This window comes from Streptomyces abyssomicinicus (assembly GCF_008974245.1).
Lineage (GTDB): Bacteria > Actinomycetota > Actinomycetes > Streptomycetales > Streptomycetaceae > Streptomyces > Streptomyces abyssomicinicus.
This window is the reverse complement of record NZ_BBZI01000009.1, coordinates 249,654-273,819: the sequence shown is the minus strand read 5'-3', so window position 1 is coordinate 273,819 and position 24,166 is coordinate 249,654. Positions and strand designations below refer to the sequence as shown.

13 protein-coding genes and 1 pseudogene are annotated in these 24,166 nt (G+C 73.7%); 7 read left to right on the top strand and 7 right to left on the bottom strand.

The annotated features are described in order from the left end of the window. Positions 1-68 precede the first annotated feature (68 nt). Together GBN72_RS21590 and GBN72_RS21585 are read right to left on the bottom strand one after the other, a co-directional pair. Positions 69-272: a cold-shock protein gene (locus GBN72_RS21590; RefSeq protein ID WP_043247736.1), complete on the bottom strand. Its 204-nt coding sequence runs from the start codon at positions 270-272 to the stop codon at positions 69-71. Between the two features lie 291 nt (positions 273-563). Then, positions 564-3,233 carry an FG-GAP-like repeat-containing protein gene (locus tag GBN72_RS21585; RefSeq protein ID WP_151773527.1) on the bottom strand — a complete coding sequence of 890 codons (2,670 nt, stop codon included), beginning with the start codon at positions 3,231-3,233 and terminating at the stop codon, positions 564-566. Between the two features lie 576 nt (positions 3,234-3,809). Here GBN72_RS21585 and GBN72_RS21580 point away from each other — a divergent pair. Next, positions 3,810-4,439: a fascin domain-containing protein gene (locus tag GBN72_RS21580; protein WP_151773526.1), complete on the top strand. Its 630-nt coding sequence runs from the start codon at positions 3,810-3,812 to the stop codon at positions 4,437-4,439. 441 nt (positions 4,440-4,880) lie between these two features. Here GBN72_RS21580 and GBN72_RS21575 read toward each other — a convergent pair whose 3' ends face one another. Further along, a complete protein-coding gene (locus tag GBN72_RS21575) occupies positions 4,881-5,318 on the bottom strand; it encodes a MarR family transcriptional regulator (protein WP_151773778.1) in 438 nt (145 codons plus the stop codon). A gap of 201 nt (positions 5,319-5,519) precedes the next feature. On the opposite strand from GBN72_RS21575, the gene GBN72_RS21570 reads away from it, so the two are divergent. Both GBN72_RS21570 and GBN72_RS21565 read left to right on the top strand, forming a co-directional pair. Further along, the gene (locus tag GBN72_RS21570; RefSeq protein WP_151773525.1) at positions 5,520-6,692 is read left to right on the top strand and encodes a PP2C family protein-serine/threonine phosphatase; all 1,173 of its coding nucleotides are present in this window, start codon (positions 5,520-5,522) and stop codon (positions 6,690-6,692) included. A gap of 207 nt (positions 6,693-6,899) precedes the next feature. Continuing rightward, entirely contained in the window at positions 6,900-8,876 is a 1,977-nt protein-coding gene (locus GBN72_RS21565) for a PP2C family protein-serine/threonine phosphatase (protein WP_246212742.1), read from the top strand. A gap of 69 nt (positions 8,877-8,945) precedes the next feature. Here GBN72_RS21565 and GBN72_RS36195 read toward each other — a convergent pair. The 4 genes and pseudogenes from GBN72_RS36195 to GBN72_RS21545 all read right to left on the bottom strand — a co-directional run. Further along, positions 8,946-9,137, bottom strand: a pseudogene (locus GBN72_RS36195) (MarR family transcriptional regulator); the annotation flags it as partial. A 214-nt stretch (positions 9,138-9,351) separates the two neighbouring features. Next, positions 9,352-11,442: an ATP-binding SpoIIE family protein phosphatase gene (locus GBN72_RS21555; RefSeq protein WP_151773523.1), complete on the bottom strand. Its 2,091-nt coding sequence runs from the start codon at positions 11,440-11,442 to the stop codon at positions 9,352-9,354. A 174-nt stretch (positions 11,443-11,616) separates the two neighbouring features. Beyond that, positions 11,617-14,661 (bottom strand): FG-GAP-like repeat-containing protein, encoded by a 3,045-nt coding sequence (locus GBN72_RS21550; protein WP_151773522.1) that lies wholly within the window; start codon positions 14,659-14,661, stop codon positions 11,617-11,619. Between the two features lie 508 nt (positions 14,662-15,169). After that, a complete protein-coding gene (locus tag GBN72_RS21545; RefSeq protein WP_246212740.1) occupies positions 15,170-16,510 on the bottom strand; it encodes a COG1470 family protein in 1,341 nt (446 codons plus the stop codon). Between the two features lie 336 nt (positions 16,511-16,846). Between GBN72_RS21545 and GBN72_RS21540 the strand changes: the two genes are divergently transcribed. The 4 genes from GBN72_RS21540 to GBN72_RS21525 all read left to right on the top strand — a co-directional run bounded on the left by GBN72_RS21540 (position 16,847) and on the right by GBN72_RS21525 (position 23,881). Continuing rightward, the gene (locus GBN72_RS21540; protein ID WP_246212739.1) at positions 16,847-17,497 is read left to right on the top strand and encodes a helix-turn-helix transcriptional regulator; all 651 of its coding nucleotides are present in this window, start codon (positions 16,847-16,849) and stop codon (positions 17,495-17,497) included. A 257-nt stretch (positions 17,498-17,754) separates the two neighbouring features. Continuing rightward, on the top strand, positions 17,755-20,961 hold the full coding sequence (locus GBN72_RS21535; protein ID WP_151773520.1) for a DUF11 domain-containing protein: 3,207 nt from the start codon (positions 17,755-17,757) through the stop codon (positions 20,959-20,961). Beyond that, positions 20,958-21,665: a Pvc16 family protein gene (locus tag GBN72_RS21530; protein WP_151773519.1), complete on the top strand. Its 708-nt coding sequence runs from the start codon at positions 20,958-20,960 to the stop codon at positions 21,663-21,665. The genes GBN72_RS21535 and GBN72_RS21530 overlap by 4 nt, the downstream gene beginning before the upstream one ends. Then, complete coding sequence (locus GBN72_RS21525; RefSeq protein ID WP_246212738.1) at positions 21,662-23,881, top strand: AAA family ATPase; 2,220 nt, start codon at positions 21,662-21,664, stop codon at positions 23,879-23,881. Before GBN72_RS21530 ends, GBN72_RS21525 begins: the two co-directional genes overlap by 4 nt. Positions 23,882-24,166: the final 285 nt, after the last annotated feature.

Here is a 24,166-nt window from a genome sequence, read left to right as displayed (position 1 = left end):
CCGGGCCCGCACTCACGAGGAGTGCGGGCCCGGCCCTGTGATGCGTGGTGCGCGGTGCGCGGTACGCGTCAGGCGGGGGTGATGTTCTCCGCCTGCGGGCCCTTCTGGCCCTGCGTGACGTCGAAGTTCACGCGCTGGCCCTCCTGCAGCTCACGGAAGCCGGAGGAGTTGATGTTCGAGTAGTGGGCGAAGACGTCGGCGCCGCCGCCGTCCTGCTCGATGAAACCGAAGCCCTTTTCCGCGTTGAACCACTTAACGGTGCCGGATGCCATGTGAATCTCCCTGTGGGCAGTTTCCGGAACCACACCTCGTGGCCCCGGAGTCGCTGCTCTGGCAATTTCCGGAAATAAAAAAGAGTGCTCCCGGCGACGTAAAGGTCGTCTGAGAGCACTCAAGAAGTCTCTGGTAACCAAAACTGCAACTGCTGCCAACCGTAGCACAGGCGCCCCGCTAAGTGGCGGGTCGCCCGGGCGGAAATATCGCACCGGAAATTCATGCGACAGCAGGAATAAACGGGACGGGGCGGGGAAGCGCCGCGACGGACGCTTCCCCGCCCCGTTCGTTCACGGCTGGAGGGTCTGACCCAGGTGGCCGCCGGTGGGCGTGCCCATGACGGTGCGGCCGTAGTAGACGCCGCCCGACGTGGAGACGCCGGAGCCGCCGGAGTCCAGCTGCAGGATCGTGCCGCTGTAGGAGTCCTCGCCCTCGACGCCGATGGCGAGGTCCGCACGGCCCCATCCGGACAGGTCCTGGAGGACCACGGCCGAGCCGAACCGGTCGTTCGTCTCGGTGGCGCCGGCGATGCCCGCGGTGTCCTGGGTGTAACCGACGGCCCCGGTGCCGGTGAGGCCCGCGGAACTGCCCTTCAGCAGGAACACCATGCCCGCGTCGGCGCGGTTGCCGCTGCGGGTGATGTCCTCGCGCGGCGCGCCCGCGAGCACGTCGGCGTAACCGTCCAGGTTGTAGTCGCCCGCGGACACCGACCAGCCCATGGCGTCGCCGCTCTCGGCGGAGCCCGGGACACCGGAGGTGTCCTGGTGGACCGTCTTCATGCCCGTGGTGGTGAACCCGGTGGAGGTGCCCGGCACGACGGTGACCTGGCCGCCCGCCTTGGCGCCGGACTCCGCGGTGTACGGCTGGCCGATGACGATGTCGTCGTAGCCGTTGCCGTTCACGTCGCCCACCGCGAGGGACCGGCCGCCCTTGACGGACAGGACGCTGACCTTCGTCAGGCCGGTCGCGGAGCCCTTGAACCAGGTGACCCTGCCCACCTCGGACTGGTCACGGTAGTTGAGGGCCACGTCGGCGTAACCGTCGCGGTTGAAGTCGCCGGTCGCCGCGTCCAGGTAGCCCACCGCGCCGGTCGCGGTGGTGAGCTTGCCGGACTGGGTCCCCTTGCCGGACAGGGCGGCGCCCCAGGCCCCGCCGTTGCCGGTGCCGGCCGAGAACACGTCCGCCGTGCCGTCGGCGTCGAAGTCGCCGACCGCGACGGTCGTGCCCATCTTGGCGCCCGCCTTCGCGACGGGGTCGCGCACGGTCGCGGTACGGGTCAGCGAGGGCCCGTGGAGCACGACGAGGGCTCCCGCGTCCGTCCCCACGCCGTTGTCCTCGCCCGGTACGCCGACCACCAGGTCGGCGTAACCGTCGCCGTCCAGGTCACCCCAGGCGCTCGACGCGCCCCAGTTGTCGCCGGCCTCGGAGGCGCCGACGACGCCCTCGGAACTCTGCGTGATCACCTTGCGCAGCGTGCCGTCGGGACCGTCCGTGGAGCCGGGGACGACCACCACGCTGCCCGCGGAGCCCGACGTGCGCGGAACGCCCGCGACCAGGTCGGAGATGCCGTCACGGTTGAAGTCGGCGGTCGGGACCGCCGCGTCGGCGAGCGGGCTCGCCGCGATCCGGCGGATCTCGCCGAGCTTCGCGTACAGGGTGGCGCCGGGGCACGCGGTGGCGTAGCCGTCGCGGTGACCGGAGATCACGTTGAGGGTGGCGAGCTCGCCCTGGTCCCAGACACCGGTGTCGCCGCCGGCCTCCAGCGTGACCTTGCCCTTGGGGTCGCCGCCGTACTGGCCGAGCTTCCACGCGGCGATGCGGGCCGCCGACTCCAGCGCGGCGCGGCTGGGCCTGCCGGCCGGCTGGCCGTCGACGCCCTCGAAGTCGCCCAGGAAGGCGATGCCGGTGGAGTAGCTGTTGAAGCCGTAGGTGTGGGCGCCCATGACCGGCAGGTCGGCGCCGCCCCCGCGGCCCTCGAAGATCTGGCCGCACTTGTCGACCAGGAAGTTGTACCCGAGGTCGTTCCACCCATTGGTCTCGATGTGGTACGCCATCACGCCGCGGACCAGGGACGCGGACTGCGCGCAGCTGTAGCTGTTCGAGCCGACCGTGTGGTGGACGAAGACGGCGTCGACCTTCTCGATGTAATCGGCCGGGTCCTCCACCTTCGACTCGTCGGCACCCCACTGCGCCCGGCTGACGATCGGGGGCCGGGTGACCGTGGACGGCGGCGCGACCGGCTTGGGCGGCACCGTCTCGGTCGGCTCCGGGGCGGGCGAGGTGGTCTCCTCGGCCGGCGGAGTCGTCTCCTCGGCGGGAGGAGTCGTCTCCTCCGCCGGCGGAGTGGTCGCCTCGGCCGGCGGCGTCGCCTCGGCCGGCGGCGTCGGCTCGCCGGCCGCGGGCGCGGTGGTCTCCTCGCTCGCGGCGGCGAAGGCGGCCGGCTCCAGCTCGATGTCCGTGGACTTCGTCTCCGCGGTGGTGACGACACCCGGGTCGATCATGTTGACCTGCATGCCCTTGGGCATCGCGGAGGTGCTGCCGTCCTCGCGGACCACCTGCACCTCGACGCCGTCGGCCGGGCCGACCCAGAGCGGCTCGGACGCGCCGCGCATCTCGGCGGTCGGGTCCTCCGGCGGGGAGTTGTGGAACTCCAGGTCCTTCCAGACGGACCACTCGCCGGTCTCCGCGCTGCGGGTGCGGACCTGGGCGGTGCCGTCGAGCTCCCGCTCGGCCGCGTCCCAGGACACGCCGAGCATCGAGAACAACCGGGTCTCCGTGCGCGGCAGTTCCTTCTTGGCGCTACCGCCGGGGAGCGCCAGGTCGTAGACCCGGACCGGGCGCTTGTCCCGTGCCTGTTCGGCCGCCGGGGCGGCATCCGGCGGATCCGCCATCGCGTAAGTGGCTACCCCGCCGCCGCCGAGGAGCACGGCGCCCAGGGTGATCCAGGCTCTGCGCTTCATGCTCAGCGGGCGGTAGGCATGTGCTGTCGTACGACGTCTCAAAACTCCTACCTCACGTAGATGACGCCTTGGTGCGTCGAAAAGGCGGGAGAAAGGGCCGAAGCCGCGCGCCGCACGAGGTGCGCGGCGGCCGGGCCACCGTCAGGAGGGACGCGCGAGGCGCGCGTCCGCAGGAATTCCCCGCTCTCATGTACATGACTCCCCGATGCCGCCAAAGGTTGCACGGGACACGGAGGTTACCGCGTGAGGCATTCGACTCGCGGGGGCCGGAAGTGGCCGGGGGGAGGCCTTGGGGGGAATGCCGCGTGCCTTCCGCATGGCCGGGCGGAGAACGCATCCGGAATCGTCACGGCCGTGTCCCAGACCCCCTCTGACCAGGGAAGACAACAGTCGTCACGCTATTGGCCCTCGTACTCTGGGACCGCTCCGCCGGGACGGGGAGAGGCTGTTCGGGGGCCAGGGAAGGGTGCCCGTGCGGCCATGGGGGGTGCCGGGAGCGCGGAGCCGCCGCACGAACGCGGACCCGGACGCCCGTGGAATCCGTTTGCCGAGAGGTGAGGAAAACCTGTGCGACGCATGACTTCCGTACTTCTGTCCCTGAGCACCCTGGTGGCCGTCTCCGCGCTGGCCGCCCCGGCCGCCCAGGCGGCCCCGCAGGCCCCCGCTCCCAGCGGCTGGGAGGCCGTCTCCGCCGCGGAGCTGCAGGCGATCGCCGGGGTGACGGCCGACCCGGACGGCGTCTCGGCCGCCGAGGAGGAGCCGCTGACCCTCGCCCTGGAGTCGGTCAAGAACGCGAAGTTCGTGACCACCGAGGTGAACTACGCCGCCCCGAACACCGGTGCGCTGCGTGCCCGTTCCGCCAAGATCGGTGGCTGGGAGAACCTTTCCTTCGAGTGGGACGAGGCCACCCAGACCTACGCCGTCAGGTCCCTGGCCAACAACCGCTACGTGACCGTCGAGCAGAACTTCACCGGCGCCTCCGAGAACCTGCTGCGGGCCCGCTCCACCTCGGTCGGTGGCTGGGAGCGGTTCATCCTCTGGCACCACGAGGAACTCGACCGCTGGGCCCTCCAGTCCACCAGCAACGGGCTGTTCGTGGCCATGGAGAACGGCTACACCGGCTCGCTCCAGTACGCCCTGCGCGCCCGTTCCGCCGACATCACCGGCAGCTGGGAGGAGTTCAACCTCTACGACCTCACCATCTGACGTCCGCCGCCGTACGGCGTGAGGTGACGACGCGCCCCGGGGCCCTGCCCCGGGGCGCGTCGCGTCCGCGTCCTGCCGGGGAGGTCCACCTGTCCCCATCTGTCATGCACCTGTCATTCGGCGGCCCGGGCCGAAGGGCGGGTGGTCGGCGCGGAGACGGGGAAGGAGAAAACCCCAGGCCATCGGCCTGGGCTCGGCGCGCCGTCCCCCTTCCGTGGAGACAAGGGGAACATCTCATGACAGAAGGGGCGATCACGGGGTATCAGGGTCTGTGAAAGGGCTGTCGGCGGCATAGTTGCCGTTTGACAATAATAGCCGCCAGACAACAAAGTAGCCGTGTCGGACGTGCGCGGGGAAGGACCTGAAATGCTCCGGTGGGCGGAGACCGCTCCGCGTGATGATCGCTCGCCGAGGGGCGACGCCGGTGCCGCGAGTGGTGGGTCAGGCGGTCCGGCTGTCGGAGGAGTCCGGGGCGGCGCCGAGTATCTGCGAGGCCGCGGTGGCGCAGAACGCCTCCAGTCCTTCGAGCAGCGCGATCCGCTTGGCGGCGGGCATGTCCGCCAGCACCTCCCGCACCTCCTTCTCCCTGCGGGCCCGCAGGTCGGCGAGGAAGACGCGGCCCCGGCCGCTGAGGTGCAGGCGCACCTCGCGCCGGTCCTCCGGGCTCGTCACCCGCTCGATGAAGCCGGCGGCCTGGAGCCGGTCGCAGAGCCGGCTGGTGGAGGGCGGCGTGGACGCCAGGGACTCGGCGAGGGTGCGCAGGTTGATGCCGTCGTGGTGCTCCAGGATGTGCAGCACGCGCAGCTGGGACGCGGAGGTGGGCGCCGTCGAAGCGCGGCCCCACACGACCTCCAGCAGCTCGGCGGCCGTGGTGGTCACACGTGCGACCTCGTCGGGCTCGGGGCAGCGGCGGAAGGCAGTCACGGTCACACTCTCGCAGGGACTGGGATGCCTGTCAGCGTACTAGGCGGGCCCGCCTGCCCCGGGTGACCCGGAATGACCGACGCGACTGCCTCATGGTCTCCGTCTCATGGTGGCGGACGTACGTTCGTCCGGCGAAGGATTGGTGAAAATTACTCCATGCAGAAATTCGTGGCCGTTGAGCGTGCTCTTCGAAGATCGGCCCCCCACGCGCTGCTCGACGTCACGCGCGCCGTCCTGAAGGAGCAGTACGGCGCCGAGGACGTCGAGCTGTACATGGCGGACTACGGCGTGAGCGTGCTGCAGCCCGTGTCGGTCCTGCCGCACACCCTGGAACCGGTGTCCGTGCACAACAGCCCGGCCGGCCGCGCCTTCGGCTCGCAGCAGCCGTACCGCGAGGAGGGGCGCGACGGCGGGGCCCGCCTGCACCTGCCGGTCAGCGTGCGCGGTGACCGGCTCGGGGTGCTGACCGTGACCCTGCCCGACGGCGACGCCGTCCGCCGTTGGGAAGGGGAACTCACGGAGGTCGCCGAGGTGCTGGGGCACGAGGTGGTGGTGGCCGATCGCGACACCGACCTGTTCATGCAGGCGCGGCGCAAGGACCGGCTCACGCTGGCCGCCGAGATGCAGTGGCACCTGCTGCCGGGCCGTTCCTGCGTACGCCCGGAGTTCTCGCTGGGGGCGCAGCTGGAGCCGGCGTACGCGATCTTCGGGGACAACTTCGACTGGTCCACCACCGCCGACCGCCTCACGCTGTACGTCACCAACGGCATGGGCGAGGGCATCGAGGCGTCGCTGCTGACCAACCTGGCCATCAATGCGCTGCGCAACGCCCGGCGCGCCGACATACCCATCGCCGACCAGGCGGCCCTGGCGGACCAGGCGGTCTACGCCCACTACCGCGGGCGCTGCTACCTGTCCGTCCTGATGCTCGACCTCGACCTCGCCACCGGCCGGGCCCGGGTCGTCGACGCGGGCTCGCCGCAGTTGCTGCGGCTTCGGGACGGCTCGGTGGAGCACGTCACCTTCGACGCCCAGCTGCCGTTGGGCATGTTCGAGGAGACCGACTACATGGCCCAGCACTTCCAGGCCGAGCCCGGCGACCGTCTGGTCTTCGTCAGCGACGGGGTGCACGCGGTGGCCTCGCCGAAGGGCGAGGCGTACGGGGACACGGCTCTGTCCCGCGCGATCCACTCCACCCGGCTGCTGCCGGCCGCCGAGGTGCCGCGGGCGATCCTGCGGGAGCTGACCGGCCACCGCGGCAAGTCGGTGCCGGACGACGACGCCCTGATCGTCTGTCTGGACTGGCACGGGAGGCGGGCCGGCCGATGAGCGGCGGGGGCGGCCGGGTTGTGACGATCTCGTGACGGCATCCCGCGGGGTCTCGTCAGATCAGTTGCCATGTGGCAATAATTGCCGAGTGGTGTGTCATCGGACCGGCCCAGGCGTGTGTGCGCAGCAGGGAGGCGACGCGGATGGCGGAGCACGATCCCTCGCCCATGATCCCGTGCCGGCGGCCCTTCGATCCACCGGGTGTCCATGACAGTGCGTCCTGAGGTCTGGAAGATCACGTCGGCCGCCGACGCGGCCCGGGCCCGCGCGGGCGTCGCCGGGGCCGTCGCGGACGCCGGGGCGACGGCGACGGAACGAGCGCGGTTCCTCAGCTCGCTGAGCGCGCGGCTGCGCCACTGCCTGAGCGACGGCGGCGAGTGGGAACTGCTGCTCCGCGTCGGGCGGAGCGCCGGACACGAGACGCGGCTCGACGCGCGGCTGCGGCCGGCCGGCTCCCCGGCGTCGGCGTCCCTGTCCGCGTCCCCCTCGGCTTCGGCGTCGGCGTCGGCGGCCTCCGCGCCGGAATCCGGCCCGGACGACGGGCCCGTCCTCAGCTGCCCCCTGCCCCGCCGGCCCGCCGAGGACGAGCGGAGCGCCGTCGCGTCCCCCGGCGACGCTCCGCCGGACGGCCCGCCGCCGGGCGGTCATTCCTCCGCCGAGGACCTGCTGGCCGAGGCCCTGCTGCGCGCGGACGAGGACACCGCGGCCGTCCTGCGGCTCCTGGACGAGCAGGAGCACCTCGTACGGATGCACCGGGAGGAACTCCACCAGACCAACCAGGGCGTCGTCGCCCTGCACTCGAACCTGGCGACCGCCGCGCGCGTCCAGCGCGACCTGCTGGACGCGGAGCGGACCGCGCGCGCCGAGGCCGAGCGCGCCCGGCGCCTGCTGGCCTTCCTCGGCGACGCCAGCGCCACCATCACGGCCTCCCTGAGCCACCGGGACATCCTGAGCCGTCTGAAGGAGCTGCTGGTCCCCGAGTACGCCGACCACCTCGAGGTCTGGTTGTTCGGCGAGGAGAGCGACGACGAGGACCCCCGCGGCGTCCCCGACCACACCGAGGCCGCGGTGGTCGCCGCCCGCACCGGGCGTCCCCAGCACGCCGCCCCGTACCCCGGTGAGCTGCCCGGCGTCGACGACCTCCGGCCCTCCGAGCTGTTCCCGGAGCGGCCGGTGCTGGCGATCCCCCTCCTGGCGCGCGGCCTGGTGGGCGTCCTCACCCTCACCTCCCCGGGCCCGCGCTTCGACGCGGACACCTCGGTGATGCTGGTCGAGCTCGCCCGCCGGGTCGGTATCGCCCTGGACAACGCCCGTCGCTACGAGCAGTCCCGCGACACGGCCGAGACCCTGCAACGCGCCCAGCTCACCGAACTGCCCACGCAGGCCGGACTGCTGCTGGCCGCCCGCTACCTGCCCGCCACCCGCGGCCTCAACATCGGCGGCGACTGGTACGACGCCTTCATCCAGCCCGACGGCAGCCTGCTGGCCGTCATAGGGGACGTCACCGGCCACGGCCTGCACGCCGCCGTGGTCATGGGCCAGCTGCGCACCGCGCTGCGCGCCTACGCCGTCGAGAACGAGAGCCCGGCGGCGATCCTGACCCGGCTGCACGGCATGCTCCGTCACCTGCAGCCCGAGCTGTACGCCACCGCGATGATCGCCCGCTTCCGCCCGGGCGAACCGGAGGTCGTCTGGGCGTCGGCCGGCCACCTGCCGGCCGTCGTCCGCGGAGCTGACGGCACGGTACGGGTCCTGGACGCCAAACCGGGCGTCATGCTGGGCATCCCGGTGCCGTACGTCTACGCCAACCACCGGGCCGACCTGCCCGTCGGTTCCTCCCTGGTCCTCTACACCGACGGCCTGGTCGAACGCCGCGCTCAGGGCATCGACCCCGGCATCGCCCGCCTCGGCGACATGCTGGGCGCGCTCAGCACGCCCGAACTGGAACAGGACATCGAGGCCGTCGCCGACGGTCTGCTGGAACCGCTCCTGCACACCTCCGAACGCGACGACGACGTCTGCCTGCTGCTGTGCCACCTGCAGACGGCCGAGCGGTCACCCAGGACCGTCCCCGGTCTCCCCGGCCTCCCCGGTCCTGGCCGGCGGAAAGGCCCGCAGCCCCCGGCGCAGCGCCTCCCGCGCGACGGGATCCATGCCGGCGAGAACCTCGGCGAGCGCCTGTGACCTGCGATCGGCCACCTCACCGAGCACCTGCCGGCCGGTCCCGGTGAGGACCAGCCGCACCTCACGCCGGTCGTAGGGATGCAGCAGGCGCGTCACCAGCCCCGCCGCCTCCAGCCGGTCGCACAGCCGGCTGGCCGTCGGCGTGCCTATCCCCATGCCCTGGGCCAGCGCGGTGAGGTTGAGCTCCGGCTCGGCCTCCAGGAGCCGCAGCGCCCGCAACTGGTGCGGTGACAGGCGCAGACTCGCGTCCTGGGCGGCCACGGACCACAGCTCCGCGAGACCGTCCACGGCATGGGCGATCTCCCGCGCGACGGACCGGAGGTCGTCACCCGGTCCGTCCGTCCGGCCGTCTCCGGAGCCGCCGAGGCGAGTCACGTGCGCATCACCTTCAGTCAGGGGCCCCTCCGGGCCGGTCCATGTGGTTACCACGTACTTGCGTACGCGGTACCCGAGGAGCCCCCGGGTGACACTCCGGTCACAGTTCCGGCACCGCGTCGATGTCGAACCCTCGCGGCGGGGCGGGCGGTTCCGCCGGTCCGTCGTCGAGCCGCTGTTCGGCCCAGATGGTCTTGTCGGTGCGGTTGTGGCGGACGCCCCAGCGCCTGGTGAGCTTCATGACGATGTAGAGGCCACGGCCCCCCTCGTCGCTGTCGCGGGCGTGGCGCAGATGGGGGCTGGCGCTGTTGGCGTCGGTGACCTCGCACAGCAGCCGGTCCCGGTCGTGGATGAGCCGCAGGCGCACCGGGCCCGTGCCGTAGAGGATGGCGTTGGTGACGAGTTCGGTGGCGACGAGTTCGGTGGTGAACGCCACCTCGTCGAGGTGCCAGGCGGCGAGCTGCCGCTCGACGAGCCGGCGGGCGGTGCTCACCACGGAGACGTCGGCGGGCAGGGTCCAGTCCGCGATCTGTTCCGCCGGCAGGGCGCGGGTGCGCGCGAGCAGCAGGACCGCGTCGTCGTGGCGGGACGGCGCCATCGCGTACACGGCCGTGTCGCACAGCTCCCGCAGCGGCCGGCCGGTGGAGGAGAGGACCTGGGTGAGACGGCGGGTGGCGACGGTCCGGTCGCTCCCGCCGGCGGCGAGCAGGCCCTCCGTGCAGTGGGCGAGCAGTGTCCCCGGCGGCAGGTCCACCACGGCCGGGGCGTAGACGCGCTCACCGCCCGCCCCCAGCGGCGGCCCCTCGGGGACCTCCACCTCGATCGGGCTGCCGTCGGGGCCGATGAGCAGGGGCGCGGGGTGGCCGGCACGGACCATGACGCACTGCCGCGAGACAGGGTCGTAGACGGTGACCGCGCACCTCCCCGCGGGAGAGCCCGCGGGGACGGCGGAGACCCCCGGCAGCTGGGCGGCGACCTCGTCCAGGCGGGCCAGGAGGTCGTCCGTCTCCAGGTCCTGAAGGGCGAGCGTGCGCAGGGCGACCCGCAGCTGGCCCATGGTGGCCGCCGCCTCGACGCCCTGGCCGAAGACGTCGCCGACGGCGAGGGCGACGCGCGCTCCGGAGAGCGGGACGACGTCGAACCAGGTGCCGCCGGCGTTCTCGGGCAGGTAGACGTGGGCGGTCTCCACCGCCGACAGCTCGGGGACCTCCCCGGGCTGGAGCCGCCGCTGCAGGGCCGTCGCCACGGTGTGCTCGCGCAGGTAGCTGCGAGCGTTGTCCAGGTGCGCGGCCGCGGTGGAGGCGGCCTGCCGGGCCACGTCCAGGTCCGCCCCCTCGAAGGCGTCGGTCCGGTTCCGGTACAGGGTCAGCAGCCCCAGCACGGTGTCCCGGGCCGTCAGCGCGACGACGATCATGGAGTGCACCCGGGCCCTGAGGAGCGGCGCGAAGCCGTCCGGCGCGGTGGCCAGCCAGGGCTCGTCCGGTGACACCCTCACGAGCCGGGGCCGCAGGTCGTTGAGGACCTGGGTGAACGGCGTCGGGAAGGGGAACGGGCGGCTGTCGCCGTCGTTCCGGCTCCGTTCGGCCGTCTCCGGGGCGAAGGCGACCCGGCGCAGCGGCGCGTCGGCCGGTGAGGGAGCGGCCTGGCCGGCCGCACCGTCCCAGCCCTCGTCCAGCAGGTCGACGCTCGCCGCGTCCGCGAAGCCGGGCACCAGGGCCCGTACCAGCTCGCGGGCCGTGGCGGCGGCGTCCAGCGAGGTGCCGACACCCGCGTGCACCGTGCCGAGGACGGCGAGGCGGTCCGCGGCGGCCTGCCGCTCGGTCACGTCCTCGACGACGGCCACCACGCCCTGGGATCCGTCGCCGGGACCGGGCAGCGGGAAGAGCGACACCTCGACCGCGAGGGTGCGGTCCGGGTCGGACGGCGACGGCCCCCGTACCAGCCTGCCGCGCAAGGGGCCGCCCGTGGCGAGGAACTCGTCGATCACGGCCTGGAACTGGTCCGGCTCGAAGCCCGGGGCGAAGTCCTCCACCCGGTGACCGAGGACGGCCTCGGGGGGCAGGTTCTGGACGCCGCGTCCGGACGGGTTGTAGCGCGTGACCCTCCAGTCGGCGTCGAGCACGAACAGACCCTGGGGCGAGCCGTTGAAGAGGGCGTCCAGCACCGTGGCGTCGTCGATGGAATCCGTCACCCCGCGCTCCCTCCGTCGGCCCTCCTTCTCACCTTCTCGTATCGGCGGCGGGCGGCAACTCGGCCGGACCGGGACCGGCGCCACGGGTGGCGGCCGGCTCCCGTCCCGCGCGCGACGGCACGGGCCCGGACGCGCTACGGCGTCCGGGCCCGTGGGGCGGTGGCGGAGGCGGGCTCAGAACAGGCCCTTGTACCCCTGCCAGCCGGTGGCGATCCGGGTACGGCTGCTGAAGGACCCCTTGCCGTTGCCGTCGTTGCGCCAGACGTTGCCGGAGGAGTCGCGGGAGACGAGGTCGGCCTTGCCGTCCCCGGTGATGTCGCCCACGCCGACGACGGTGTTGTAGCTCGATCCCCAGTCGGCGAAGACCTTCACCCGGCTCTTGAACTGGCCGGCCGCGGTGCCGTCGTAGCGCCACAGCTCGTTCGACTTGTCCTGTGCCAGCAGGTCGCCGTGGCCGTCACCGTTCAGGTCGCCGACCCCGAGGATCTTCTTGTACGTCCACGCGGAGCGGATCTCGACCCTGGCCGCGAGCTTGCCGGTGCTCGTCGCCCTGTGGAGGTAGATGTCCCCGGTCGAGGCCTGGCGGGTGATCAGGTCGGGCCGCCCGTCACCGCTCAGGTCGCCCGGCGAGGTCAGCACGTCGTACTGGTTCCAGCCGGTGCCCAGCGAGGTGTACGCGGTCGACGGGGTCACCGCCGAGGCGCAGCCCGGCCGGTAGGCGCGCAGCTCACCACTGCTGAACCGCACGAGCATGTCGTTGCAGCGGTCACCGCTCAGGTCGCCGAACGGCACCGCGCGGACCGTGGTGGGCCATCCGGAACCCGACCGCTTGCCGGTGAAGACGCCGGTGCCGGTCCCGTACTGGTAGGTCAGCCCGCCCGAACTGTTCAGCGTCACCAGATCGCCGAAACCGTCCGATCCGACGAAGTCACGCCGGACGGGCGTGGCGCCGGTGACCTTGACCGTGCCCGTCCGCGTCAGCGCCGCGCCCTGCCCGTCCGCGGGGGTGACGGTCAGCTTCCAGGTGTAGGCGCCGTTGGGCGCCAGCTTGCCGGAGCCGTCCTTGCCGTCCCACGCCGGGGCCACCACACCGCGGGCCGGGCCCCCGGAGAGCGTGCGCACGGCCGTTCCCGTTCTTCCGGAGAGCACGAGCGTCCAGGAGGCCGCGGGCTTGTTCAGCCACCACTTGGGGCTCCACCGCGCGGCACCGCCCTTGACGTCCACCGAGGCGGCGACGGTGGCGTCGCGCTGGACGAGGCCGGAGACGGGGACGCCGCCGGCGGTCAGACGGATGCTGTTGTCGGAGCGGAGCTGCGCGATCACACCGGTGTACGGGTCGACGTCCCAGGCGTTCCCCTCGAACTTCCCGGCGGTGTGCGACACGGGCGTCGCGCCGCGCACGTCGATCACCTTGAGCTGCCCGTCCTCGGCGGTCGCGACGAAGCCGTCGCCGAGCTGCGCCGGCTGCCAGTCGGAGCCCGACACGAGCGTCACGTTCCGCCGGGTGACCGTGTCGTAGACGCCCTGGCCCTCCGCGTTCAGGACGCAGTTCCACAGCAGCCACCGGCCCACGGCCTGGAAGTCGTTCAACAGGCAGCCGCGCCCGAAGGACACCATCGAGCCCTGCTCACCGGTGAGCAGGTCGACGGGGATCACCGCGTCGTTGCCGGACGCCACCCAGGCGGTGGTGCCCCAGATCGCCCGCACGGTCGCGCTCGTGGTGTACACCGCCTGCCCGGTGTCGACGTCGACGACCCGCGTCTGGGCCGCACCGGCGCTGTCGTACGAGGTCAGGGCGGCGAAGCGGCCGTGCGCGGCGGCCGTTGTCCGGTAGCTGCGCGTGCTGTCGATCCGGGTGCCGGGCAGCGACTCGGAGGCCTGGAGGATGTGGGGCTGCCGCGGAGGGTCGATGCCGTGGTCGGCGACGACCGTCCGGCCGTCGCCGGTGTCGATCAGGCGCGGGCGGCCGTCGGTGTAGTTCTCCAGCGCGAAACGGCCGCGGGTGGTGCGGGTCCCGGCCGTGGGGGAGTCGGCCACGCCGGTCTCACGGGTGTGGAGGTAGGTGTAGCCACCCACGGGGTCCGTCTCCACGGTGGTCAGCCGTCCCTGGGCGAGCGTCAGGTCGGAGACGGTGTGGGCCGCCTGCCGCGGGTGGGCGTCCGCCACCCGCCGTACGCCGACGCCACCGTCCTCGGTGGCCTCGATGAGGGAGACGCCCCAGTGGTCGGTGTCGGAGCCGCCCGCGACCAGGAGCCCGCCGTCCGGCGTCGCCACGGCCTGCCGGGACGTCCGGGCCAGCAGCGTCCGCCGGGCGGATCCGTCGAGGGGGACGGCCTCGACCCGTGAGACCGCGCGTTCGGTGCCGTAGTGGCCCAGGGCGGAGTCGTACCGGGCCACGACGACGGTGTCGCCGACCAGGCCCAGCACGTCCGCGGCGTCGCCGAACGGCAGGGTCCGCGGGGCGGCGGACGGGTCCTGGCGGGAGGCGACGTGCAGGGTGCCGTCGTACAGCCACACCACGTGGGTGGGGCTGAGGGCGACCTGGGAGTACCACGAGGGCACGGTGTGCGGCAGCGCGGTGAAACGTCCCTGCTCGACGTCGAGCCATCCGGTGACGTTCTGGTCGTCCTTGCCGTACCGCACGATCTGCCCGCGCGCGTCGCCCAGCCCCGCGGCCGACCACAGGACGGCACCGGAGGGGACGCCCTCCACCGTGCGATCGGTGACGGAGCCGTCGGCGCGGGCGTCCAGCAGATGCCACACGGAGTCACGGGGGGTTCCGACCGTCGTGACGACCGTCGACCCGAGCGTGCTGAAGTACGTGTGCCCGTCGGGAAGCGCGATCGTGCCGACCTGGCCGGTTGCCATGTTCCGCAGCGTCACCGTCCTGGCGGACCTGTCGTGGTGTGCCACGACGTCCGAGCCCGCGCCGGCACTGGTGACGCCGTACACGTCCGTGCCCGAGGGGTCGACGACGGTGTCGACACCGTCGTACGTCGTCCACAGCTGGCCGCGGCCCTCCTCGTACCGGAGGAAGCCCGACGGTCCCGCGCTCATCAGGCCCGTGCGCGGAACCATGGACGTGGTGGCCGGCACGACCACCTCCCCGGTGACCGTCCTGCCGTCCGCGCTCGCTGCGCCCGCCGGGCCGAGCCCGAGCGCGAGCGTCAGGGAGACAGTGGCGGCGGTGGCACTGCGGACGAGTGCGCGTCTGCCCATGCGGGGACCTCTCCAGCGTTGTAGGCGAAGGCCGGAGAGACGTGTGCGCACGCGGCCGATCCGCGGGCCGTGGACCCGGCGGCACGCATGACGTGCGACTACCCCCCCAGGCAAGTGGCCGGATCCTAGCATTCGGGCCTGGTGGGACCTGGTGGGCCCATGGGGTGTCCGGGACGCCGGCCTGGGACTTTCTCATGGAGCGGGCGACGAGGACCGGACGCGCGCTCCTGGCCGGGAGGCGACGGTGCCCGCCGCGGCCCGAGCGTGACCGGAACGGCGCGGATCCTTCCCGCCGGCACCGCCGCACGGCTCCGACGCGCCGCCGCGGATCCTGGCGGGCCAGGATCCGCGGCGGCGTGCCGGTCGATGCGGGACCGGTTCGGTCCGGCATGTGGGACAGAGATGTAGCTTTCCGGTCCGATGGTGGTTATTTCCGGTCGGATGGAGCGTCAACTGTTGGCGATTACCAGCTAATTCGGCCGACAATGCCTCAGAGGTGGGGCTGGAGTCACTGTGTGGTGCGGCTGAGTACGCCGGTCACGTTCAGGACCTCGTGACACTCCCGCGCCTGACGGCCGGACGCCGGTGTCCCGGGCTTTCCGCAGGTCACTTCGATGGTGACGGTTTCGTTCTCGGGGATCTTGATGGGGGTGACCCAGTGGTAGTCCTGGTTGCGGAAGGTCTCCAGCGCGATCGTGGTGATCTTGCGACCGCCGAAGGTGATCGTCAACAGCCCCTCGTCGCCCTGGAAGTTGGCGACAACGATGTCCGTCACTCCGAACACGCTGCCCGCCGGTACCCGGTAGGTGCCGGTCTTGGTCTTCCCGCCGGCGGTCTGCACGTCGATGGTCTCGGAGATCTGCGGGCCACCGAGCGCGGCGCCGTTCCCGCCCGGGGCGCCCTCGCCGGAGGACGCGCCCGTCCCCTGGCCGGTGCCGGTGCCGGTGCCGGTGCCGGTGTCCGCTCCGGTGCCGGCTCCGGAGGCCTGCCCGGCCGAACCCTGCTCCCCGGCGGCCGTGGGGCTCGGCCGGACCGCCTCGGCGGCGGCCTCCTTGGCCGCGCTGCGCACCGCCGGGCGGACCAGCGTGAACCAGGCGAGCAGCAGGGCGATCAGCGCCGCGAGCACGACGAGCAGCCACCGGGGGAATATCGGGATCTGGACGAACTCGGCGTCCAGCGGCGTTTGGACGGTGGCCTCTTCGGGCCGGGGCTCCTCCTGGGCGCCGGTCTCCGCGGTGTCCACGGTGAACGGCCACACCACGGGGGCGCCGAACCACACGGGGGTGCCGGTGCGGACCCGCAGACCGATCTCCGCCGACTCGCCCGGTTCCAGCTTCCGTTCCGCCGGGCTGAAGGCGAACCCCAGCTCCTCGCCGGGCTGACCGCCGGTGAAGCCCACCTCCACGGGCGAGTTGCCCCGGTTCTGCACGGCCAGCCGGTAGCGGCCGCGCAGCCAGCCACGACGCCGGCGAGGCGCCAGCTCGGTGTGCAGCTCCCGGAACTCCTCCACGTGCACGGTGGTCTCGAGAACCTTCACCGCGTCGGGATGCTCGGTCGGCAGGACCCGAACGCCCAGGGGCATCTCGCCGGCCCGGACCTCCGGGGAACGTGGTGGGGCCAGCCGGACGGTCACCGTCTCGGAGGTGCCGGGATAGAGAGAGACCCGCGCGGGCTCCACGGTGGTCCAGGAGGCGCAGTCCCCGACGACCTCCAGGGTGTACGCCTCGACGATGTCGCTGTCGTTGCGGACGGTGAGGCTGGTCGTGGCGGTGTCACCCGGTGCCACGGTCACTTCCGGGATGTCGAGACCGGGCGTGCCGGGACGGGAAGAGGCTGCAGAAGGCGTCACGCCGCCACGCTAGGGCCGCCCCCGGGCCGTCACGACAGGCGCGGGGGCAATGCCTGGGCAGTGCCGGTGCCCCGGCGGTCACGCACGGGACGGGGCATGGGCGGGCCGTCGCCGCGGCGCGTCGCCCTGCGGGCGCCGCCTTCCGGCGCACTCCCCTCCGCGCCCGTGCCGCCGTTCGGCCCCACCCCCCTCACCTCAGACAGGTAAGTCGTCATGCCCACCACAGAGAAGGCCGTCCCGGCCCACTCCGCCACGTCCGCCACGTCCGTCACGTCCAGCACGTCCGCCACGCCCAACACGTCCGCCACGGCACATGTGCCCACTCAAACCTGGACCATGCGCAGAACTTCCCGGTCCGAACGCCCCGAGCGCGTGACCGTGGCCGTCTACGCCGCGGACCCGGTCCTGCGCCTGGGTGTCGTCCAGCAGTTGCGTCAGCGCCCCGAGATCGATCTGGTCACCGACCCCGACAACGAGCGGGCGGAGGTGTCGCTGGTGGTCGTGGACCACGTCGACGACGACGTGGCGGCGCTGCTGCACAAGCTGCGGCACAACACCCGCACCCGCACCGGCCTGGTCGTCGCGACCCTCGGTGCCGGCTCGCTGCAACGCGTCATCGAGTGCGGTGTGGCGGCGGTGCTGCGGCGCGCCGAAGCCGACCAGGACCGGCTCCTGGGCCTGGTCCTGGCCATAGCCAACGGCGAGGGCGTGCTGCCCGGCGACCTGCTCGGCAAGCTGCTCAGCCACGTGGGCAGCCTCCAGCGTTCGGCACTCGACCCGCGCGGCATGTCCCTGTCCACGCTGACCGCGCGGGAGTCGGACATGCTGCGCATGGTGTCGGAGGGCCTGGACACCGCGGAGATCGCCCGCAAGACCGCCTATTCCGAACGGACGGTCAAGAACGTGCTGCACGAGGTCATCACGCGTCTGCAACTGCGCAACCGGGCCCACGCGGTCGGCTACGCGCTGCGCAACGGGCTGATCTGACGGCCCTCCACGGGCTGATCCGACGGCGCCGGTCCGTTCCCCGGCCGTTCCCAGGCCGCTTCCCGACCGCCGCGTCCCCGGTCCGGCCCGTTTCCCCGGACCGGCCCCGCACGGCCGGGCCGGGAACGGTCACTGCCCGAAAGCGCACCGCCCGCTTCCCCCGGGTATGGCCCCGCCGCCCTGCCGGGGCGCGCGGTGGGTGCCGCACAGTGGCGGGGGCACATCCGGATGCCGCACCGACTGCTAGGGGGACCGTGATGAGAACCGCTGGCCCCGGCGGGCGGTACCGCCTGGGATGGTTCGCCGTGGTGGCGCTGCTGCTGATTCCGCTGCTCGGGGTGACCGCGGCGTCCGGTCAGGACGGCGGGGCCTCCACACCGCGGGTGGCCGCGGCCGCGGAGACGCGGGACGCCGCCGTCACCCGGGTCACCTACGCGGGCACCCGGCACCGCAGCCTCGGCGAGGTGAGGACCACCACCTCCAGCACCCCGCTGTTCGGAGCGGGCGCGGCCCACTTCGACGCACAGCCGTCCGCCCTGGGCGACCGGCTCGTGTTCGTGAGCCGCCGCGACGAGAAGAACCCGCAGGTCTACCTGCGGTCCGCCGACGGCTCCCTGCTCCGCCTCACCAAGGGCATGAACGCGGCGCATCCGCGGCTGACGCCGGACGGGTCCGTGGTCTTCGACTCGGCCGGACCCGGAGGCACGGACGGCGGGAGCCAGCGCGACCTGTGGCAGGTGAGCACCGACGGCACCGGCAGCCTGACGCAGCTGACCGACACCCCCTTCGACGAACAGTGGCCCACCGTCTCCCCGGACGGGCTGCGCCTGGCGTACTCCAGTGACGCCGACCCCGCCGCCGGGCAGCAGATCTACGTGCGGGACCTGAAGGGCGGCGACGCCGACCGGGTCACCAACCCCGTGAACGGCACGGCCACCGAGCCGGTGTGGAACCCGGCCGGCGAAGGCGAGCACCGGAACCGCATCGCCTACACCGCCACCCCCGCCGGATACGGGCAGAACGGCACCCGGCTGCGGGTGACGGACGGCACCGACGGGTCCACCGACCGGCCGTTGCTCGGCGGCGACCAGGCCGAGTGGCGGGCCCACGGGGCGACGTGGCTGCCCGGCGGGAACGAGGTCATGTTCCTCAGCCCGGAGATCACCTGCGAGTGCGAGGGGAACTGGGACCACGTGTTCCGCACGCCCGTGTACTCCGCCGCCACCCCGGGGCTGGTGCTCAACGAGAACCGCGAGGTCCTCTCGCCCACCTGGCTCGGACCGCTCGACGGCGGCCGCGCGGTCGTGGAGCGCACCACGGCGTCCGGACCGCACGAGGCGACGCTGCAGGACGTGCGGCTCGACGGGTCCGACCCCCGGGACCTGGGGCTGGTGGTCCTGTCGGAGGACCCCGAGGCGGACACGAACACCGATCGCACCAAGGACCCGCTGTTCCGGCCGAGGGCCGGATACGACCCGTGGACCGAGCGGCAGAGCTACACGCCCGACGGCCGCCGCATCGTGGTCACCGTGTTCGAAGGCCCCCGCGACCGCCGGACCGAGCGGATCAAGATCGCGGGCGCGGACGGCGCGAAGCCGGAGTACCTGGCACTCGACGAACGCGGCCCGGACGACTGGGACACCGACCCGGCGTTCTCCCCGGACGGCAAGCGGCTCGCCTTCACCCGGGTGTCGCCGGGCGGCGTCGGCGAGGCCGCGGGGACCAGCCGCATCCTCATAGCGGACGTGGCCAGCGGAAAGATCACCGGCCGGATCGTCCCGCCGGCCGACGCGCCCCAGGACCAGGACGCCCAGCCCACCTGGTCCCCCGACGGCACCACTCTGGCCTTCACCCGCAACCACGTCATCGACGGACGCGGCGGCAGCAAGCACATCTGGACCGCGCCCGTGGCCGACCCGCTCAAGCAGCACGACCTGAGCGAAGACAACTGCCCAGGCTCCTGCGAGGTCATCGACGACAGCCCCGCGTTCTCCCCGGACGGGCTGAGCATCGCCTTCAACCGGAAGAGCGGCGGCGGCCGGATCGACGAGCGCAACGGCATCCTCGTGACGTCGGTGTCGGGTGACGCGTGCCGGGTCCTGCTGCCCGCCGCCGCCCGCGGCCAGGCCGGCGCCTGCGGCCGGGACCTGCCGGACACCACCGAGACCGGCCCGCACCAGCCGCGTGACGCCGCCTGGACGGCCGACGGCGCGGGCCTGGTGTTCAGCGCCCGCGCCCGGGTCGCCGTCAACAGCCCCGAGAGCATCAAGTTCCTCGACATCGCCTCCGGCGACCTCGTCTCCCTGACCGGCGCCCTCCCGGGCCGCCAGAAGGAACCCGCAGTCCAGCAGTCCGTGGACCTCGCCGTCCGGGCGCCCGGCGCAGCCGACGAGGTCATCGTCGGCCGCACCACCACGGTCCGCGTCGACGTGGTCAACAACGGTCCCGCCGCCTCGCCCGGCACCCGGCTGACCGTCGTGCCGCCGGCCGGCGTCGAGATCACCGCCATGACCCGGCCCGGGGGCGACTGCGGCACCGTCGCCCTCCAGTGCGCCGTCGGTGTGGTGCCGCCCGGCAGGACCGTGCCGGTGGACGTCACCCTCACCGGGCTCGTCCCCGGCGACGCGCCGGTCGACTGGTCGGTCGGCGGCTCCGTCCTCGATCCGCAGCCCACCGACAACGACGGCCGGACCGTGGTGCCGGTGCGCGAGGCCACGCCGCCGCCGACCACCCCGCCGCCCACGGGCACCCCCACACCGACCACGCCGCCCACCACCCCGCCGCCGGCCACCGCGCCCCCGGAGCCGCCCGCGCCCGAGGCCGGGCCCTCGGTGCGCGTCTCCGCCCGGCCGAACCCCGGCTACGTCGGCGGGCGGGTCGTGGTGTCGTACACCGTCCGCAACGGCCGCAACGCGCTGGCGACCGGCCTGCGGCTGCGCATCGGGCTGCCCGCGGGCATCCCCAACGGCGGGCGGCCGCCCGGCTGCGACGCCTCCTGGTCGTGCGCGCTGCCGGACCTGGAGCCGGGCGCGAGCACCGTCGTGCGGGTCGTCCTCAGCCCCGACAAGGCGCTGACCGGCCAGGTCACCGGCAAGCTGACCACCACCGGGACGGACGCCGACCGCAGCGACAACACCGCACGGCAGCGGCTGCGCATCCTCCAGCCGCGCATCGTCGCGGTGCCGGACATCGGCAAGCCCGGCTTCGTCACCTCCGTCCGCGGCGAGGACTTCCCGCCGGGCGTGCCCGTGCGGTTCGCCTGGAAGCCGGGCATCACCGCGGCGGCGGCGCCGACCGTCCCGAAGCCGGACGGTACGTTCATCGGCCAGCTGCTCATCCTCGCCAAGGACCAGACCGGTCCGCGCGTCATCACCGCCCGGGGCTCCGGCTTCTCACCGGTGAAGACCGACTTCCTGGTGGTCAGCGGCAGCGTGCAGCCGCCCGACGAGGTGACCCGCCGGTGATCCACGAGGTCGACGAGGGGCTGCGCCGGCTGCTCGCCGATTCGGGCCTGGAGGCGTCGGGGATCGAGGTGGTCTTCGACGCCCCCACCCGGGACTGGGCCGCGCGGCGCAGCGCGCCGACGGTCTGCGTCTTCCTGTACGACATCCGTGAGGACGCCGCCCGGCGCGGCGCCGGCGCCGGGGAGGTGTACGACGCGGACGGGCACCTCGTGGCGCGGCGCTCCCCGCCGCGGTGGTTCGACCTGACGTACCTCGTCACGGCGTGGGCGAGCCGCCCGCAGGACGAGCACCGGCTGCTCTCCCAGGTGCTCACCTGCCTGGTGGCCACCGACACCCTGCCCGCGCGGCTGCTCACCGGCACCCTCGCCGAGCTGGGCCTGACCGTCACCCTGGACACCGCCGGGGCGGCTGCCGACGTGCCGGCCGCCGCCGACGTGTGGTCGGCGCTCGGCGGAGAGCTGAAGGCGTCCCTCGGCGTGCGGGTGCGCGCGCCGCTCGCGGGGGCGACCACGGCCACCGCCCCGCCGGTCACCGAAGGCCTCGTCGTGCGTTCCACGGCCCGGCGCGAGGGCGGGGAGCCGGAGCCCGGCCGCCGCCTGCGCTACCTGGAGACGGACGATCCGGGCCGGGAGGGCTTCGCCGGCCCGCGCGAGCGGGGGGCCGCCCCCGCCCGGCGCCGCCGCCGGGGGGACCGCCAGCCATGACATCCGCCGTTCGCCCCGGCGCGCCCGCCGCCGCGCCCGCCGCCGTGACGCGCCCCGAGCAGTCCGACACGCCGCGCCCCGAGCAGCCCGACGCGCCGTCCGCCGTACGGGCCGACGCGGTGGCCGCCGCGCAGACCGTCGCCGCGGGCACCGGTCCCGCATCCGTCCCGGCCGGCGCCGACCCCGTGTGGGCGCGGCTCCGCGCCGTCGAGGAGCGGGTACGGCACGCGGTGGCGGTCCGGCGGGCCGCCGACCCCGACCCCGACGACCCGTACCGCGGTCAGTACCTCACCCCGGAGGCGGTGGCCCGCATCCTGGACGAGCCGGGTGGGCTCGACGTCCCCGGCCACGAGCCCTGGCAGCCGCCGCCCGGCTCCGTCCTCGGAGGGCTCGCCGCGCGGTTCGGGCTGTCGCCGCTGGACCTGGACCTGCTCCTGGTCGCGGTGGCGCCCGACCTGGACGCGCGGTTCGAGCGGCTGTACGGCTACCTCAACGACGACCTGACGCGCCGCAGGCCCACGGTCGGGCTGGCCCTGGAACTGTGCGCGCTCCCCCCGGCGGGGACCGGCCGGTTCCGGCTCGCCGCCGGAGCACCACTGGTCGAGGGCGGTCTGCTGACGGTCACCGAACCGGAACGGCCGCCGCTCTCCCGTGCCCTGGCCGTCCCCGACCGGGTCACCGCGCACCTGCTGGGCGGCACCCGGCCCGACGCCCGGCTGGCGGGCGTGCTCGGCGAGGCCCACGAGGACCCGGCCGCCGACCCCGCGGAGGTCCACCGCGTGGCCGCCGCCGCGGGCACCGGCACCGGCCTCGTCCACCTGCGCGCCCGGGGCGGCGACGCGGAAGGCCTGGCCGTCGCGGCCCTGCGCGCGGCCGGACTGCGCCCGCTCGTCCTGGACGCGGCGGCGCTCGCCCGGCACCCCGGCGACGTGCCGGAACTGGCGCGGGTGGCGGCGCTGGAGGCACGCCTCACCGGTGCCGGGGTGGTCCTCGGCCCGCTGGCGTCGCTGCCCGACGAGCCGGCCGAACGGGCCCGCACCCTGCGGTCGTTGTGCGCCGCACTGCGCGGCATCCCGCTCCTGACGCACGGTTCGGGCGGCTGGGACCCGGCCTGGGCGGCCGACAGCCCCGTCGTCCTGACCGTGCCGGCGCCCTCCCCCGAGCGGCAGGCCGCGCGCTGGCTCCAGGCCCTGGACCGGGTCGCCGACGTCGCCGGCACGGGTGACGTGGACGAACTCGCCCGCGCGGTGGCCGCCCACCGGCTGGACTCCGGCCAGTTGCGGCGCGCCGCCGACGTGGCCGTCCGCAACGCCGCCCTCGCGGGCCGCCCGGTCGGCCCCGACGACCTGCGCGCCGCGGTGCGCGCCCAGAACGGCGCGGGCCTCGACCGGCTCGCCCGCCGCGTCGAACCGGGCGTCGGCTGGGACGACCTGGTCCTCCCCCCGACCACCCACCGCCGCCTGCGCGAACTCGCGCTGCGTGCCCGCCACCGCGACCAGGTGCTCGGACAGTGGGGCATGCGGCCCGGCGGCGGCCGGGGGCGCGGCGTGATCGCGCTGTTCGCGGGGGAGTCCGGCACCGGCAAGACCATGTCCGCCGAGGTCGTCGCGGCGGATCTCGGCATGGACCTCTACGTCGTCGACCTGTCCACCGTGGTCGACAAGTACATCGGTGAGACCGAGAAGAACCTGGAACGGATCTTCACCGAGGCCTCCGCGGTCAACGCCGTGCTCCTCTTCGACGAGGCCGACGCGATCTTCGGCAAGCGCTCCGAGGTGAAGGACGCCCACGACCGCCACGCCAACATCGAGTCCGCGTACCTGCTCCAGCGCATGGAGTCCTTCGACGGCATCGCCGTGCTGACCACCAACCTGCGGGCCAACCTCGACGAGGCGTTCACCCGCCGCCTGGACGTGGTCGCCGACTTCCCGGTCCCCGACCCGGGCCAGCGCCTCGCCCTCTGGGACCGCTGCCTGGGCGCCCGTCTGCCCCGCGCCGACGACCTCGACCTCGCCTTCTGCGCGGACCGCTTCGAGCTGGCCGGCGGCTCCATCCGCGCCTGCGCGGTCACCGCGGCCTACCTCGCCGCGGAGTCCGGCGAGCCGCTCACCATGCGTCAGGTGGTGACGGCGGTCGCCCAGGAGTACCGCAAGCTCGGCCGGCTGATCCTGCAGAGCGAGTTCGGACCGCACCTGGCGGCGGCCGTCGAGGTCTGAGGGACGGGACGCCCGCCCCTGGGACCCCCACCCGCCCGCGGGGCCCCCGGCTCCGGCGTCCGGTGCGTCACTGGCCCACCCGCCCACCCGCCCACCCGCCCACCGCCCGCCGGGGAGCGCCCGCCGGGGAGCGCCCGCCGGCGGCGGGCCAGGCGTTCGGGTCCTCCCCCTCCTTCCGCGGCGCGGAGGGAGGACGGCTGCCCGCGGACCGCACCACGGACCCCGCCGTCACCGCGTGGTCTGCCCGTACGGGCAGACCAGGGGCAGGTCCGGGGGGCCGTCGGG

What these genes read in the sequence shown, in the direction of transcription:
- GBN72_RS21590 (WP_043247736.1), bottom strand. Translation starts at nt 272, where the DNA reads ATGGCATCCGGCACCGTTAAGTGGTTCAACGCGGAAAAGGGCTTCGGT.
- GBN72_RS21585 (WP_151773527.1), bottom strand. Translation starts at nt 3,233, where the DNA reads ATGAAGCGCAGAGCCTGGATCACCCTGGGCGCCGTGCTCCTCGGCGGC.
- GBN72_RS21580 (WP_151773526.1), top strand. Translation starts at nt 3,810, where the DNA reads ATGACTTCCGTACTTCTGTCCCTGAGCACCCTGGTGGCCGTCTCCGCG.
- GBN72_RS21570 (WP_151773525.1), top strand. Translation starts at nt 5,520, where the DNA reads ATGCAGAAATTCGTGGCCGTTGAGCGTGCTCTTCGAAGATCGGCCCCC.
- GBN72_RS21565 (WP_246212742.1), top strand. Translation starts at nt 6,900, where the DNA reads ATGACAGTGCGTCCTGAGGTCTGGAAGATCACGTCGGCCGCCGACGCG.
- GBN72_RS21550 (WP_151773522.1), bottom strand. Translation starts at nt 14,661, where the DNA reads ATGGGCAGACGCGCACTCGTCCGCAGTGCCACCGCCGCCACTGTCTCC.
- GBN72_RS21540 (WP_246212739.1), top strand. Translation starts at nt 16,847, where the DNA reads ATGCGCAGAACTTCCCGGTCCGAACGCCCCGAGCGCGTGACCGTGGCC.
- GBN72_RS21535 (WP_151773520.1), top strand. Translation starts at nt 17,755, where the DNA reads ATGAGAACCGCTGGCCCCGGCGGGCGGTACCGCCTGGGATGGTTCGCC.
- GBN72_RS21525 (WP_246212738.1), top strand. Translation starts at nt 21,662, where the DNA reads ATGACATCCGCCGTTCGCCCCGGCGCGCCCGCCGCCGCGCCCGCCGCC.